A 16199-nucleotide genomic window follows, 5' to 3' on the forward strand; every position below is an offset into this window, starting at 1 on the left:
TTGGATCAGAGGATCAGTTCTTTGGGCCGAGTGCCGACAGACCTTTGAGGATGTCGATAGCGTAGGCGAGTTGGTAGTCTTCCTCGCGCAGTTTGGCGGCGGTTTCTGCCTTTGCCCGATCGTCTTCGATCTGCTTGATCTGGTCTTCGGTCAGGCTGTCGTTGTTCAGGCTGCCGCGCAGATCGGCTTCGGAGCGCAGCGGACGGGCGAGTGTATCATTCTCGTCTTCCACTGGTTTCACTGGCGGCTGTGACACGATGATATCGGGCGAGACACCGAGCGCCTGAATGGAGCGGCCCGACGGCGTGTAATAGCGTGCGGTGGTCAGGCGCATCGCGCCATTGCCCCGTAGTGGCATCACCGTCTGAACCGAGCCTTTGCCAAAGCTTTTGGTCCCGATTACGACCGCGCGGCGGTGATCTTGCAAGGCACCGGCGACAATCTCGGACGCAGACGCCGAGCCACCGTTGATCAGCACAACCATCGGTTTGCCTGTGGTCAGATCGCCCGGTGTGGCGTTGACGCGATCCCCGTCAGCAGGGTCGCGACCCCGGGTGCTGACGATCTCGCCCTCCTCAAGGAAGGCATCCGACACGGCGATGGCCTGATTGAGCAAGCCGCCGGGGTTGTTGCGCAGGTCGAGCACGAAGCCGTTGACCTTGTCCATGCCCCCAGCAGCGGTGACTTGGGCCTCAATCGCCTCTTTCAGTTTTGGGTAGGTTTGTTCGTTAAAGGTTGAGACCCGCAGAACCACAGTGTCGCCTTCGGTACGGGCACGCACCACGGTGAGTTCGATTGTGTCACGGGTAATGGTCACATCGAAGGGTTCGGGTTCGCCCTCGCGGACCACGGTGATCACGATCTCGGACCCGACCGGCCCGCGCATCATTTCCACCGCGTCGTCAAGCGTGAGGCCCAATAGGGTTTCGCCGTCGACATGGGTGATAAAATCGCCCGCTTCGATACCCGCTTCGGCGGCGGGGGTGCCATCAATTGGCGAGACCACTTTCACAAAGCCGTCCTCTTGGGTGACTTCAATGCCCAAGCCGCCAAATTCGCCGCGCGTTTGTTCGCGCATCTTGCTAGCATCTTTTGGGGAGAGATAGCTGGAATGCGGGTCGAGTGAAGTCAGCATGCCGTTGATTGCCGCCTCGATCAGCTCGCTGGAATCGACTTCCTCAACGTATTGCGCACGAATGCGTTCGAAAATGTCTCCGAACAGATCAAGCTGTTCATACACGCTGGTTGATTTAACCTGCTCCTGCGCCAGCAGGGGGCCCGCGATCTGGGTTGTTGCAACCACTCCGGCCAAAGTGCCGCCCACGGCTGCCATCACGAATTTCTTCATCCTGTTATCCATCCTTGTCGGTGCGGAACCAGTCCATCGGATCCTGGGGAGTGTTGTCTTGCCTGACCTCTATATAGAGCGTTTCCGAGCGGTCAGTGCCAGTGCCTTCACGATTGGGTGAAGATGTGGCGTTGTTTGCGTCCGGCCCGGCGCCCATGAGCCCGATTGGTGTGCCGCCCGCGATCACCTGCCCGGCGGTTCCATAGACCACATCCAACCCTGCGAATACAAACAATGTATCGGCCTGCGGTTCAAGAATTACGACATTGCCAAGGTCAAGCAAGGGGCCGGTGTAGCGGATCGTGGCGGCGGTAGGGCTGGTGACGATGGCGCGGGCGCGGGTGGCGAGCACCATGCCGGCGCGTGCCACCCCAGCGGCATCGGCCTCACCAGCGCGGCGCAGCACCAGACCTTGGGCGGGCAGCGGCAGGCTGCCGACCTGACCGTCGAGATTGATCGGCGCGGGCTCGATCGCATCGCTGGCCATTTCGGCCAGACCGCTGGCGAAACCTTCAAGCGTCTCGGTGGAGGCGATCAGGATCGCGGTGCGCACCGGATCTTCGGTAAAGCGGGTCGGCAAATCAGTGCGTTCGGCCATCGCCTGATTGAGCGCGGTGCGGGCGTTCTGGATTTCTGACAGACCTTCTTGAAGCCGGCTTGCGGCATCGTTTTGCAGGGTGCGCAGGGTTTGGATCTGTTCCAGATCGCGGCGCAGCCCGTCGGCCTGCGCGTTCAGTGCAGGCGTTAGTTCGGCCAGCAACATCCCTGCGCGTGCGGTGCCCAGCGGGCCATCGGGATGCAGCAAGGACACAGGCGACGGGTTGCCGCCAATGCTTTGCAGCGCGCCAAACAGCTGGCCGACTTCGGCTTCGCGCGATTGCAATTTCTTGGTCAGCTGTGCTTCGTTTATGGCGGCTTGGCGCAGGCCTGCCCGCATTGCGCCCAGCCCTTTTTCAAAGGCCTGAATGGTCTGGGTCAACGCCTTGACCCTGTCGCGCGCGCCTTCGGCGGCGTCCAGCTGCTGCGAGGCCGCTTCAAGTTCGGCTGCTGCGGCACGGGCGACCGTCGCAGCCTCGTTCTGCGCCGCAGCCGCAGCGGGTATCAATGCCAGCAAGAGGAGCAGCCTGTAAATCATAGGATCAACGACTTTCCGGTCATCTCGTCCGGTTGCGGCAGGTTCATCAACTGCAACAAGGTCGGGGCCAGATCAGCCAGACGGCCATCGCGCAGCTCTGCCCCCTCCGGCCCGCCAATCAGCGCCACCGGCACCGGATTGAGCGTATGGGCGGTGTGCGGCCCACCATTTTCGGGATCAATCATCATTTCGCAGTTGCCATGATCGGCGGTCAGCACCATGGCGCCACCCACATCTTCCAGCGCCTCGATCACGCGGGCCAGACCTGCATCCACCGCCTCGCAGGCGGCTATGGCGGCGGCAATATCGCCGGTGTGGCCGACCATATCGGGGTTGGCATAGTTCACCACGATTAGATCATAGCCCTGCCCGATGGCAGCAACCAGTTTGTCGGTGACCTCAACCACAGACATCTCGGGCTGCAAATCATACGTTGCCACATCAGGCGAGCGCGGCATGCTGCGGTCTTCGCCGGTTTCGGGGGCCTCATTGCCGCCGTTCAGAAAGAAAGTCACATGCGGGTATTTTTCGGTCTCGGCCAACCGGAACTGGCGCAGCCCGTGGCGTGCAACCCATGCCCCCAGCGCATTGGCGATCGTCTGTTTAGGATATGCTGTGGTCATAAAGATCGCGTGACTTGCGGAATAATCGACCATGCCCAGAAGGCCTGCAAGCTCGGGCCGTCTTCCAGTGTCAAAATCGTCTTGGCCCTCAAAACCGATCTCGCCGATGGCGGAGAGGATTTCGCGGGCGCGGTCGGCACGAAAGTTAAGGAAGAATACCCCGTCGCCGTCTTGGATGCCCTCGAACCCGTTGATCACCACGGGGCGGATAAACTCGTCGGAGACGTCCTGCGCATAGGCGGCGTTGATCGCTTCGGCAGGCGTGGCTGCGGCCTCGCCCTTACCATGCACCATCGCATTATAGGCCAGCTGCACGCGGTCCCAGCGGTTGTCGCGGTCCAGCGCGAAATAGCGGCCTGAAACACTTACGATGCGGGCGGCTTCGGGCAGATCGCTCTGTGCGGTTTCCAGATAGTCCAACGCCGAGCGTGGCGCGACGTCGCGGCCATCGGTGATGGCATGGACCGCGACCTTGACGCCTGCTTTGTCGGCCATTTGTGCTGCGGCAATCGTGTGGTTGAGGTGGCCGTGGACGCCGCCATCCGACAACACGCCCATCAGATGCAGGGTGCCGCCATTGGCGTGCAACTTGGCGATCAGATCACAAATCGCCGCGTTGCGGAAAAAGCTGCCGTCTTCAATGGCGAGGTCGATCTGGCCGAGGTCCATCGCCACCACACGGCCCGCACCGATATTGGTGTGTCCGACTTCGGAATTGCCCATCTGGCCGCGCGGCAAACCGACATCGGGGCCATGGGTGATCAGCGTGGCATGGGGGCAGTTTTGCATGATCCGGTCGACCGTTGGCGTCTTGGCCAACAGCGGCGCATTGCCGTCGCGCGTCTCGCTGAGACCCCATCCATCGAGGATGCACAGGATCACGGGCTTCGGTGGGGTCATTGACTGGCTGCTCCGGCGGGTCTTTTGTTACCGTCTCCTTACCGCGTGCGCACGTCGGGGTGAACCGTTTTCCTTTAAACGCGCGATTATGCGCGGGCGGCGGCTTGGGGTTGGGGCTGGAGGGGGCGAAAATTGCCGTGGTCATGCGCAGCGCGGGGACTTGTCCCGCTGGCGGGGTTTGGGCATAACAGGCCCAGCCCGCGTCAACCTAGGACATCCCTCATGACCATCAAAGCGCCCGAAACCCGCATCGTGAACACATGGCGCGTTGCCTGTGACGGCAGCGAGGGCGCCTTGGGCCATCCGCGCGTCTGGTTGCAGATACCAATGGATCTGGGCTGGGTCGAATGCGGCTATTGCGACTGCAAATTTGTGCATGTCGAGTATGAGGGCAAAGTCTGAGGCTTCTGCTCCGGCGCTTGGTCCTTGGGCTTCTGGCCCTTCCGGTACTTTACCTAATGCTCGCCTTGGCGGGCGCTGTGGTGCCCTCGGGTGCCAGCGAGGGCATTGGTCGCCACGAAGTACTATTGGTACGCGGCCCGATCCATTATGACTTTTTGCTCCCCTTGGACGATAAGACCCGCACGGCTTTCAGCAACTTGCGCGATAGCGGTTTTGCAATCGACCACCCTGATGCCCAGTGGCTGGTGGCCGGCTGGGGCGGGGAGGCTTTTTATACGAGCGTACCGACCTACCGCGAGCTGAATAGCACCGCGATCTGGCGCAGTGTGCTGGGCGATAACTCGGTGATGCGGATGGATATTGTCGGCGCGCTAAATGACGGGCTGGAGGTGCAAGTGCTGCGCATGGACGACGCGCAATACGCACGTTTTCTGCTAGCGATCCGCAACAGCTTTGACGCAGGTCCGCCGCTGGCGGGCTATCACGCCTTTGATCTGTTCTATCCCGCACGCGGGCGGTTTGACCTGACGCGGACCTGCAATGTCTGGGTCGGCGAGATGATCCGCGCAGCGGGATTGCGCTTTGGCCTGTGGACGCCGGTGCCGGGGGCAGTGCGGCTTTCACATTGGCTTTATCAATCGGGCTGAGGGCGCATGCCGCGCGGCTTGAACGCTCCGCGGTGAGTTTTTCGGCCAAATGAAACCGAAGCCCATGCGAAACCCGACTGGCAGCGCGGGGCGCGGCGTGGCAAAAGGAACGCGAAGCAAAAGGAGCGCGATTTTATGTCAGGCACATTCGGCAAAGGCCACCATCTGCATTTGATCGACGGCTCGGCGTTTATTTTCCGCGCTTTTCACGCGCTGCCGCCTTTGGTGCGCAAATCCGACGGGGTGCCGATTGGCGCTGTGGCAGGGTTTTGCAACATGGTCTGGAAGATGATTCAGGACAACAAGGGCGATGATGCGCCGACCCATGCGGCGGTGATTTTTGACAAGGGTAGCCATACCTTTCGCAATGATATGTACGACCTCTACAAGGCGAACCGCGATGCAATGCCGGAGGATTTGCGCCCGCAGATGCCGCTGACACGGGTCGCGACCGAGGCGTTCAATATCGCTTGCAAGGAGAAGGAAGGCTTTGAGGCCGACGATATCATTGCGACGCTGGCGGTGCAGGCGCGGGCCGCGGGCGGGCGCTGTACGATCATCAGTTCCGACAAGGATTTGATGCAGCTTGTCGGTGGCGGAGTCGAGATGCTGGACGCGATGAAGAACCTGCGCATCGACCGCGAAGGCGTGTTCGAAAAGTTCGGTGTGTACCCCGAGCGGGTTGTCGATGTGCAAGCGCTGGCAGGGGATTCGGTTGATAACGTGCCCGGCGCGCCAGGCATCGGGATCAAGACGGCAGCGCTGTTGATCAATGAGTATGGCGATCTGGAAAGTCTGTTGGAACGCGCGGGCGAGATCAAGCAGCCCAAGCGGCGCGAGACGCTGATCAATCATGCCGAGCAGATTCGTTTGAGCCGCCGTTTGGTGTTGCTGGACGAACAGACGCCGCTGGATTTCACCCTTGATGATCTGGAAGTACGCGAACCGGATGCCGATGTCTTGCTGCCGTTTCTGGCGGAGATGGAGTTTCGCACCCTGTCGCGCCGCGTGGCCGAGGTGTTAGGACGCGATGCGCCTGCGATTGCCGACACGCCCGCAATCGCCGATGCGCCGCAGGTGGCCGAGGTGGCCTTTGACACGGCCAGCTATGAGAGGGTTGGCGATGCGGCGGCCTTGCAGCGTTGGATCGACCGGATTTACGAATTCGGCTATGTCGCGGTGGATACCGAGACCACTGGTCTTGACGAGATGATCTGTGAACTGGTGGGTATCTCGCTTGCGGTCGAGGCCGGACAGGCCTGTTATATTCCGCTAATTCACAAGGCGAGCCGTGGCGATGATCTGTTTGGCTCGGATGAACTGGCCGAGGGGCAGATGCCGGTCGAACAGGTGTTGGAGATGTTGCGCCCGATGCTGGAGGATCCGGCAATCCTGAAAATCGGTCAGAACATGAAGTATGACCTGAAAGTTTTCGCGCAGTTGGGCATCACCGTGGGTCCGATCGACGATACGATGCTGATGTCCTATGCCATGCACGCCGGGCTGCATAACCACGGTATGGACGCGCTTTGCGAACGTTATCTGGGCCATACGCCGATCCCGATCAAACCACTTCTGGGGGCAGGCAAGTCTGCCGTGACCTTTGACAAGGTGCCGCTGGATGAAGCCGTGCCTTACGCCGCTGAGGATGCCGATATCACGTTGCGTCTGTGGCAAGTGTTCAAACCGCAGTTGCACAAGGTCGGGGTGACGCAAGTCTATGAGACGCTGGAACGACCCTTGGTGCCGGTGCTGGCGCAGATGGAACGATCTGGCATCAAGGTCGATCGCGATACGCTGAGCCGGATGTCCAATGCCTTTGCGCAAAAGATGGCGGCGTTGGAGGACGAGATTTACGGACTGGCAGGACGCAAATTCAACGTGGGCTCGCCCAAGCAGCTTGGTGAAATCCTGTTTGACGAAATGGCGCTGGAGGGCGGTAAAAAGGGCAAAACGGGGGCCTATGCAACTGGTGCCGATGTGCTGGAGGACTTGGCAACGCTGCATGAATTGCCCGCGCGCATTTTGGACTGGCGGCAGCTGTCGAAGCTGAAATCGACCTATACCGATGCGCTGCAGGAGCATATCAACAAGGACACGGGCCGCGTTCATACCTGCTATTCAATCGCGGGGGCCTCGACCGGACGCTTGGCCTCTACCGATCCGAACTTGCAGAACATTCCGATCCGCTCGGAGGAAGGTCGCCGCATCCGTGAGGCTTTCGTAGCCGAACAAGGCAAGACGCTGGTGGCACTGGATTACTCGCAGATCGAGCTGCGCATCCTCGCCCATATCGCGGATATTCCGGCGCTCAAGGAGGCGTTTGCGCGGGGCGACGACATCCACGCGATGACCGCGTCGGAGATGTTTGATGTCCCAATGGAGGACATGACGCCGGACATCCGCCGTCGCGCCAAGGCGATCAACTTTGGTGTCATCTATGGTATCTCGGGCTTCGGCCTTGCGCGCAACCTGCGCATTCCGCGGGCCGAGGCGCAGGGGTTTATCGACCGCTATTTCGAACGTTTCCCCGGCATTCGCACCTATATGGATGACACCAAGGCTTTTGCAAAAGAGCACGGCTATGTGCAGACGCTGTTCGGGCGCAAGATCAACACGCCCAATATCGGTGCCAAGGGGCCGCAAGCAGGTTTCGCCGCGCGCGCCGCGATCAACGCACCGATCCAAGGCACGGCGGCGGATGTGATCCGCCGTGCGATGATCCGCATGCCAGCCGCCATTGCCGATCTCCCCGCGCGGATGCTGTTGCAGGTGCACGATGAATTGCTTTTCGAAGTCGATGAAGGCCATGAGGCGGCGCTGATCAACGCCGCCCGCGAGGTCATGGAAAACGCCAATGATCCAGTGGTGAAGCTCGCGGTGAAGCTGACTGTGGATGCAGGGCAGGGCAAAAATTGGGCCGAGGCGCATTAAGCGCCTTGCGCCCAGCCGCGCAGAACAAAGCGCTTAAGTAGTGCAATATTAGATCGGCACCCGCTCATCAGCGTCAGGCCAACTTCATCCAGCCCAAGGTATCTTCGGTCGGCCCGCCAGGGTGATACTCGCCACTGACCCAACCGTCATAGCCACTGCTGCGCATCATGTGAAACAGTTCGCGAAAATTCACAGTTCCGGTCGCAGGCGCGCCCCGATCCGGCGCATCGCCGAGTTGGACATGGCGAACAAGCGAGCGGTACTTCTCATATGTTGCAACCGCATCGCCGTGAATCATCTGCGCGTGAAAGCTGTCATATTGCAGCCCGCAATTCGGCGCGTCCACTGCCGCTAAAACCTCTGCCGCCAGCACGTAATCGTTCATGAAATACCCGGGCATAGTGGCCTCGCAAAGCGGCTCCAACGTGAGGGTAATACCCTTCGGTGCTGCTCGCGCGGCCCACGTCAGATTGCGGATCAGTGTGGGCAGGCAGGCGGGGCCAGCGTTGTCTCCGGTCATCACATGAATGAAAGACACGCCCAGTGCTTGCGCGTAACGAAAGGCATGGCAGATGTCTTGCTCGAATTGTGCCTCACCGTTCGGGGTCCCGGCAAAGCCCCGCGCGCGCCCCGTATCGGTCTGCGGCGGCGCGTTTAGCAGGATCATCTGCAGCCCGTTGGCGCGCAGAACGGCTTGGATCTCGGGCACGGGCACATCATAGGGAAACAACACTTCAACCGCTTTGAACCCGGCCGCAGCTGCTGCGTTAAAGCGCTCCAGAAAGGGCAATTCCGGCCAGAGCAGTGAGAGGTTGGCAGCAGGCTTCATCTGGCAGGCACCTTTTCACGCGTCAGCGGGCAGCTCATCGGACGGGATGATGCCAAAGAACTCTCCGCCGGACCAGACGCCAAACCAACCCTCATGATGGCAGCCCAGATCGACAAGACGGTAGAAACTCTTGCGATCAATCAACGCCTCAAGGTTGCGACGGATCAACACATAGGGCGATGGCTCGGATGTATCGGGGTCGCGCACCACGCGGATCGGATGATCAGGGCCGGCAACCGCGATATCGCCCAGATTGGTCTCGAAGGTCAGGCTCTGGTCGCGGCCCGTGCCTTTGGCATTGAAATCGACAGCGACAAATGGCGCGTCCTCGACCGTGATGCCGACTTTCTCGACCGGCGTGACCAAAAAGTAATCATCGCCTTCGCGCCACAGAATCGACGCGAACAATTTTACCAATCCGATCCGCCCGATAGGCGTGCCTTGGTAGAACCACGTGCCATCGCGTTTAATCTGCATGTCGAGATCGCCGCAAAACGGCGGGTTCCATTTCTCCAACGGCGGCAATCCGCGCGTTTTGGCGGCTTTGGCAGAGGCAATCAGGCCTTCGGCAGTCGGGGTAACGGTTTTTTGTCCACTCATAGCTTTTGCCATTTCCTCTGCGCGCGATACACTTACACTCAACCAATATAACCCAAGAGGCGCGAATGTCATGAGTGAAGCCGAAGACATGGTAGGCGAAATCGAGGCGCTCGGCGAGAAGCTCGGGGCGGCAAAACGGTCGATTACCCGCAGATTTATCGGGCAGGAACAGGTCGTGGACCTGACGTTGACCGCGCTTTTATGTGGTGGCCATGGTTTACTGGTCGGTCTGCCGGGTCTCGGCAAAACGCGTCTGGTAGAGACACTGAGCACCGTGATGGGGCTGGATGGCAACCGTGTGCAGTTTACGCCTGATCTGATGCCCGCCGATATTCTGGGTTCCGAAGTGCTCGATACCGCGGCTGATGGCAGCCGTGCGTTCCGCTTTATCGAGGGACCGATTTTCTGCCAACTATTGATGGCCGACGAGATCAACCGCGCCAGCCCGCGCACCCAATCCGCACTTCTGCAGGCGATGCAGGAAAAGACTGTGACCGTTGCAGGTGTAGATCGCCCGCTTGGCGTGCCATTTCACGTGTTGGCGACGCAAAACCCGATTGAGCAAGAAGGCACCTACCCGTTGCCCGAAGCCCAGCTTGACCGCTTTCTGGTGCAGATCGACGTCGACTACCCCGACCGCGCCACCGAACGTGACATCTTGATTGCCACAACCGGCGAGATGGAGGCCGAGGCCAGCCCGGTCTTTTCGACGGGCGAGCTGCTGGCTGCACAGCGGTTGCTGCGCCGGATGCCCGTGGGTGACAGCGTGGTTGAACTGATCCTTGATCTGGTTCGCGCCTTCCGCCCTGACGGGCCGGAGGCCAGCGCCAAGGTCCGCGAAACAGTGGCGTGGGGTCCGGGTCCACGGGCCTCACAGGCGCTGATGCTGGCGGTGCGGGCACGGGCATTGTTGCAGGGGCGTCTGGCCCCCTCGGCTGAAGACGTGATCGCAATGGCGCGCCCGGTACTATCCCACAGAATGGCGCTGAATTTTGCGGCACGTGCCCGCGGCGACAGCCTGTCTGCCTTCATTGATCAAACCGCGACCAGCCTTGGCGGGACCAAGGCCGCAGCGTGACCACTCCGGCAACCCTGCGCGCCACGGCCGAAGAACAGGCCGCGCATCTGCCCGCCCTATTGGCGCGGGCAGAGCATTTGGCAGGCGCTGTCCTGCTCGGCGCGCACGGGCGCAGGCGTGCAGGCGTTGGCGATGATTTTTGGCAATACCGCCCCGCCCAGATGGGCGACAGCCGCCGCATGGTGGACCACCGCCGCTCGGCGATGGGCGATCAGGAATTTGTGCGCGAACGCGAATGGCAGATCGCGCAATCGGTGATGCTCTGGGTAGATCAGGGGGCGTCGATGCGCTTTTCCTCCTCCGGCAAGCTGCCGCAGAAGGCCGACAGGGTCCGGCTGTTGGGGCTGGCGCTGGCCATTTTGTTGTTGCGCGGCGGCGAGCGGGTGGGCCTCACCGGCACCGCCCTGCCCCCGCGCCGCGGCACCCCGCAGATTTTACGACTGGCCGAGCTGTTCACCCGTGACGACGAAACCGATTATAGCCCGCCTGAGCACCGCGCGATGATCCCTCATGCGCGGGCAGTGTTTATCTCTGATTTCATGGGCGGGTTGGAGGGGGTGCAACTGGCCCTCACAAAGGCCGCTGATCGCGGGGTGCGGGGCGTGCTTTATCATGTGCTTGACCCGTCAGAGGAAGCCTTTCCTTTTTCTGGCCGCACCGTGTTTGAAAGCATCGGCGGCACCGTCCGTCACGAAACGCTAATGGCCAACGACCTACGCAGCCGCTATCTCGACCGGTTGGCCGAGCGCAAAGCCGAGCTACAGCGCTTGTGCGCGTTAACCGGCTGGCAATACGGGCTGCACCATACAGATGGCTCGGCGCAATCGGCGCTGCTGTGGCTTTATGGGGCACTTGATGCGCGGGCCGGAGGTGTGGCGTGACGGTTCTGGGCGGCATCGGGTTTACGGCACCTTGGTTGCTGGCTGCGCTCTTGGCGTTGCCGATCCTTTGGCTGATCCTGCGTGCCGTGCCCCCCGCCCCGGTGCGCCGCCGGTTTCCCGGTGTGGCACTGCTGCTTGGCCTCAAAGACGACGAAAGCGTCTCTGACCGCACCCCGTGGTGGCTGTTGCTGCTGCGGATGCTGGCCGTTGCGGCGATTATTCTGGGGCTGGCAGGACCGGTGCTGAACCCGCAGAATGAACAAGCCGATGGATCGGGCCCGCTACTGATCGTACTCGATGGTACATGGGCCGGTGCAACACGCTGGCCGCGCCAGACCGAGGCGATCGAAGCGCAGCTAACACGCGCAGGCCGTGCCGGCCGTACGGTCGGTTTCCTCAGCCTCACGCGGCCCGAAAAGCCAGCCTTTCAATCCGCGGATGTCTGGCGCAGCCGTCTGGCGGGATTTACCCCTGAGCCGTGGCAGCCGTCGCCTGCCGACATTGACCGCGCCGCCGCGATCATGGCCGAACTGCCCAGCTTCGACACACTCTGGTTCAGCGATGCTTTGGAATACAGCGGCCGCGAAACCCTGCTGGGCGCGATGCAGGCCCGAGGTAATGTCGAGGTCTTCCAGACCTCCGGAAATGTTATGGCCATCGCTCCCGCCACCTATGAGGGCGGGGTGATTAAACTATCCGTGAACCGCACTGCCGCAGGGTTGGAGCGCGACGTGATCCTGCGTGCCGAGGGTCGCGATCCTGCAGGCAACGCCCGCATTCTCGCCACTGCCACAGCTTATTTTGACACCGACGCCACCGTCGCCAGTGCCGAACTATCGCTGCCCGCCGAGCTGCGCGCGCGGGTCAGCGGATTCAGCATCGCGGGCGAACGTTCGGCAGGCGCAGTGACACTGACCGATGATGCCCTGCGCCGCCGCGAAGTCGCCCTGATCGACAGCCGCAATGACGCCGAAGGTCTGCAACTGTTGTCGCCGCTGCACTACATCGAAAAGGCGCTGGCCCCCAATGCTGACCTGATCCACGGCGGGCTGAATGACGTGCTGCCTGCGAACCCCGATGTGATTGTACTGGCCGATGTCGCAACGCTTTCTCCCGCTGAACAAGGGCCGTTGACGGCATGGATTGAACAGGGCGGGATGCTGGTGCGCTTTGCCGGACCGCGTATTGCCGCCAGTGATATCAGCCGCAGCGAAGAGGACCCGCTGATGCCTGTGCGCTTGCGTGCAGGCGGCCGCAGCGTTGGCGGCGCGATGAGCTGGGGGGCGCCAAAAACCCTCGCCGCCTTCCGCGACAGCTCGCCGTTTTTCGGGCTGGAGGTGCCGGAGGATGTGACTGTTTCGGCGCAAGTCGTTGCCCAACCAGACCCGACGCTGGCTGAGCGTGCCATTGCCGCGCTCAGCGATGGCACCCCGCTGGTCACACGCAAGGCTCTCGGGCAGGGGCAGGTCGTGTTGTTTCACGTGACCGCCACGGCTGAGTGGTCGACCCTGCCGCTGTCGGGCTTGTTTGTGCAGATGCTGGAACGGTTGGCGGTGTCGTCGTCCTCGGCCTCACCCGCAGCAGACAGCCTTGAGGGCAGTACATGGACGCCGCTGCGGGTGATGGATGGCTACGGCGCGCTCAGCGATGCAGGCAGCTTGCCCGGCGTTGATGGCGCCGATCTATTGACCACTCCGACGGGGCCGAAGCTTCAGCCCGGCATCTATGCCTCGGGCGACCGCAGACTGGCCCGCAATGTCTTTGCCGCAGACGCGACGCTCACGCCTGCCGGTTGGCCCGCCGATGTGCCGGTACGCGGGCTGGCTGTCGCGCCCGAACAGCCTGTTGCCGGATGGTTGCTGAGCCTGTCGATTTTGTTTCTATTGGCCGATGTGGTGGCCTCGCTGGCGCTTTCGGGCCGGTTGCTCAGCCGCAGCAATGCAACGCTGGCCGCTCTGCTGGCCCTACCGCTTTTGGCTCAGCCCGCCCCCGCCACGGCCCAAGACACCGCCGATAATTTCGCGATCCAGTCTGCTGCCGAAGTGTCGCTGGCCTATGTCCTCACCGGCGACACGAAGGTAGATGACGTCGCCCGCGCCGGGCTGACCGGCCTGTCTGATGTCCTGTTTTTCCGCACTTCGATCGAGCCTGCCCCCCCCACCGGCGTGAACCTCGAAACCGACGAGCTGGCGTTTTTCCCGATCCTCTATTGGCCGATCACCCCAGAACAGCCGCGCCCCTCCGCCGAGGCCTATACCAAGCTGAACGATTATCTCCGCTCGGGCGGGCTGATCCTGTTTGACACCCGCGATGCAGACATCGCGCGCTTTGGTGCCGCCAGCCCGAATGGGCGCAAGCTGCAGGACCTCGCCGCACCGCTCGATATTCCGCCGCTCGAGCCGCTGCCGGAAGATCACGTGCTGACCCGCACCTTCTATCTGCTGCAGGACTTCCCCGGTCGCCACCTGAGCCGCGATGTCTGGGTCGAGGCCGCGCCGCCGGATGCCGAACAGATCGAGGGCATGCCATTTCGCAACCTCAACGACGGGGTGACACCAGTGGTGATCGGCGGCAATGACTGGGCCTCGGCCTGGGCAATCCGCAGTGATGGCGGGCCCTTATTGCCCATCGGGCGCGGATATGCCGGAGAACGCCAGCGCGAGCTTGCCTACCGCTTTGGTGTCAACCTTGTGATGCATGTGCTGACGGGCAATTACAAATCGGATCAGGTGCATGTGCCTGCGCTTCTGGATCGGCTGGGCCAATGACGTCAACCATCGTATTTGACCCGCTGATACCGCTGCCCCTGCTGCTGGTTGTGGCCATCATCGCGCTGATCGCGCTGATTTTGGCGGTGCTGCGCGGGCTGAACGGCTGGGCCTTGCGGGGATTGGCAGCGGCGGTGGTGCTGGGCGCGCTCGCGGGGCCGTCCTACCAGCAAGAAGACCGCGCCCCGCTGACTGATATCGTGCTGCTCGTCGAAGACGCCAGCGCCAGCCAGTTGCTCGGCAACCGTCAATCCCAGACCGATGATGCCGCCACCGCGCTGGCCGCGCAGATCGCCGCGCGCCCCAATACCGAACTGCGCCGGATCACCGTGCCGGATGGGGCAGGCGATGCGGGCACCGAATTGCTCAGCGCCATCAGCACCGCCTTGGCCGAAGAGCCGCGCGCGCGGATCGCAGGTATTCTGGCGATCAGCGACGGGCGTGTGCATGACGCCGATCTGCCGCTTGATCTGCCTGCTCCGCTGCACCTGTTGCAAACCGGCGAAGCCACCGATTGGGACCGCCGTCTGAGCGTCAGAAACGCCCCCGCCTTTGCCATCATCGGCGAACCTGTCGTGCTGACCCTGCGCATCGATGATCTGGGCGCACCGCAAAACGGCAACGCGCTCGCCCCGCTGGAGATTTCCATTGACGGCGAACCGCCGCAGACCTTCCGTGTGCCGATTGGGCAAGACATTGATCTGCCAGTGACCCTGCCGCACGGCGGGCGCAACGTGATACAGTTCTCGGTGCCCGAAGCCGAGGGCGAGCTGACCGATCGAAATAACACTGCGCTGATCCAGATGAACGGGGTGCGCGACCGGCTGAGCGTGCTTTTGGTGAGCGGAGAGCCACACCCCGGCGGGCGCACGTGGCGTAACCTTCTAAAATCCGACAGCTCCGTTGATCTGGTGCATTTTACCATTCTACGCCCGCCAGAAAAGCAGGACGGGGTGCCGGTGAACGAACTCTCGCTGATTGCCTTCCCGACCCGCGAATTGTTCATGGAAAAGATACAGGATTTCGATCTGATCATCTTTGACCGCTACAAGCGGCGCGGCTTGTTGCCCGCGCTCTATCTGGAGAATGTCGCCGAATACGTCCGCAAAGGCGGTGCTGTGCTGGTCGCAGCGGGGCCTGATTTTGCCAGCGCCGACAGCCTCTATCGCTCGCCACTGGGCGCGGTACTGCCCGCAACACCGACAGCGCGGGTGTTTGACGAACCGTTCCTGCCGCATGTCACCGATCTGGGTCAGCGCCATCCGGTCACTGCCGGATTGCCAGGCAACGGCGATTGGGGCCGCTGGCTGCGCCAGATCGATGTGGTCGATCCGCAGGGCGATGTGGTGATGGACGGGATCGACGGGCGGCCTCTGCTGGTGTTGAACCGTGTGCAAGAGGGCCGCGTCGCGCTAATGGCCTCGGATCACGCATGGTTGTGGAACCGCGGGTACGAGGGTGGCGGCCCGCAGTTGGAATTGCTGCGCCGTTTGGCCCACTGGATGATGAAAGAGCCCGAGCTTGAGGAAGAGGCGCTGACCGCAAGCGCCGAGGGCCAGACGATGCGGATTTTGCGCCGCACGTTGGGCGAAAGCGTGCCCTCCGTCACCGTCACCGCGCCGGATGGCAGCACGCAAGAGATTACGCTGAGCGAGGCGGGACCGGGCGCCTATGAGGGTGTGTATCAAGGCGCCGAAATTGGTCTCTACCGGTTGAAGAATGGCGACCAGAGCGCGGTCATCGGCCTCGGCCCCGCAGCGCCGCGCGAATTTATCGAGACCATCGCCAGCGATGGGGCACTGCGCCCTGTGATCGATGGGCTGCGCGGCGGTGTGGCTGTGCTGGAAGATGGTGTGCCGCGCCTGCGCGATGTGCGGGTGGGCCGCCCTGCTGCCGGTCGCGGCTGGCTGGGGCTGACCCCGCGCGACGCCTATGAGACCCGCGACGTACGCCAGACCCCGATGCTGCCGCCGTGGCTGGTGCTGGTGCTGGCCGCCATGTTCATTACCGCTGCGTGGTTGCGCGAAGGGCGGCGCTAAGACCGCGCGAAGCCG

12 protein-coding genes are annotated in these 16199 nt (G+C 62.2%); 7 read left to right on the forward strand and 5 right to left on the reverse strand.

All coding sequences use genetic code 11. The features are described 5' to 3' along the window. Positions 1-13 precede the first annotated feature (13 nt). From BM174_RS05165 to gpmI, 3 genes are read right to left on the reverse strand one after another with little or no spacing between them, the layout of a single operon-like run. Complete coding sequence (locus tag BM174_RS05165) at positions 14-1348, reverse strand: S41 family peptidase (protein WP_093922776.1); 1335 nt, start codon at positions 1346-1348, stop codon at positions 14-16. Between the two features lie 4 nt (positions 1349-1352). Next, positions 1353-2483: a murein hydrolase activator EnvC family protein gene (locus BM174_RS05170; RefSeq protein WP_093922777.1), complete on the reverse strand. Its 1131-nt coding sequence runs from the start codon at positions 2481-2483 to the stop codon at positions 1353-1355. Then, positions 2480-4006 (reverse strand): 2,3-bisphosphoglycerate-independent phosphoglycerate mutase, encoded by a 1527-nt coding sequence (gene gpmI / locus BM174_RS05175; RefSeq protein WP_093922778.1) that lies wholly within the window; start codon positions 4004-4006, stop codon positions 2480-2482. The genes BM174_RS05170 and gpmI overlap by 4 nt, the downstream gene beginning before the upstream one ends. 222 nt (positions 4007-4228) lie before the next feature. Here gpmI and BM174_RS05180 point away from each other — a divergent pair, with 222 nt between their 5' ends. The 3 genes from BM174_RS05180 (at position 4229) to polA (ending at position 7989) form a co-directional block, all read left to right on the forward strand. Beyond that, entirely contained in the window at positions 4229-4408 is a 180-nt protein-coding gene (locus tag BM174_RS05180) for a zinc-finger domain-containing protein (protein ID WP_093922779.1), read from the forward strand. A 56-nt stretch (positions 4409-4464) separates the two neighbouring features. Then, entirely contained in the window at positions 4465-5055 is a 591-nt protein-coding gene (locus tag BM174_RS05185; RefSeq protein WP_093922780.1) for a TIGR02117 family protein, read from the forward strand. A 135-nt stretch (positions 5056-5190) separates the two neighbouring features. Then, positions 5191-7989, forward strand: a complete 2799-nt coding sequence (polA, locus tag BM174_RS05190; RefSeq protein WP_093922781.1) for a DNA polymerase I — start codon at positions 5191-5193, stop codon at positions 7987-7989. Positions 7990-8062: 73 nt separating this feature from the next. On the opposite strand, the gene BM174_RS05195 is transcribed toward polA, so the two are convergent. Both BM174_RS05195 and BM174_RS05200 read right to left on the reverse strand, forming a co-directional pair. Next, the gene (locus tag BM174_RS05195; protein WP_093922782.1) at positions 8063-8818 is read right to left on the reverse strand and encodes a hydroxypyruvate isomerase family protein; all 756 of its coding nucleotides are present in this window, start codon (positions 8816-8818) and stop codon (positions 8063-8065) included. A gap of 15 nt (positions 8819-8833) precedes the next feature. Then, positions 8834-9418 (reverse strand): DUF1285 domain-containing protein, encoded by a 585-nt coding sequence (locus BM174_RS05200; protein ID WP_093922783.1) that lies wholly within the window; start codon positions 9416-9418, stop codon positions 8834-8836. A 70-nt stretch (positions 9419-9488) separates the two neighbouring features. Here BM174_RS05200 and BM174_RS05205 point away from each other — a divergent pair, with 70 nt between their 5' ends. Genes BM174_RS05205 through BM174_RS05220 form a run of 4 tightly spaced genes read left to right on the forward strand, consistent with a single transcriptional unit; the run spans position 9489 to position 16184 of the window. Next, the gene (locus tag BM174_RS05205; protein ID WP_093922784.1) at positions 9489-10496 is read left to right on the forward strand and encodes an AAA family ATPase; all 1008 of its coding nucleotides are present in this window, start codon (positions 9489-9491) and stop codon (positions 10494-10496) included. Continuing rightward, the gene (locus BM174_RS05210; RefSeq protein WP_093922785.1) at positions 10493-11377 is read left to right on the forward strand and encodes a DUF58 domain-containing protein; all 885 of its coding nucleotides are present in this window, start codon (positions 10493-10495) and stop codon (positions 11375-11377) included. Before BM174_RS05205 ends, BM174_RS05210 begins: the two co-directional genes overlap by 4 nt. Further along, a complete protein-coding gene (locus BM174_RS05215) occupies positions 11374-14145 on the forward strand; it encodes a DUF4159 domain-containing protein (RefSeq protein WP_093922786.1) in 2772 nt (923 codons plus the stop codon). Before BM174_RS05210 ends, BM174_RS05215 begins: the two co-directional genes overlap by 4 nt. Beyond that, on the forward strand, positions 14142-16184 hold the full coding sequence (locus BM174_RS05220) for a hypothetical protein (RefSeq protein WP_093922787.1): 2043 nt from the start codon (positions 14142-14144) through the stop codon (positions 16182-16184). The genes BM174_RS05215 and BM174_RS05220 overlap by 4 nt, the downstream gene beginning before the upstream one ends. Positions 16185-16199 lie beyond the last annotated feature (15 nt).

Origin of the sequence: Sulfitobacter brevis, assembly GCF_900112755.1 — a bacterium.
GTDB lineage: Bacteria > Pseudomonadota > Alphaproteobacteria > Rhodobacterales > Rhodobacteraceae > Sulfitobacter > Sulfitobacter brevis.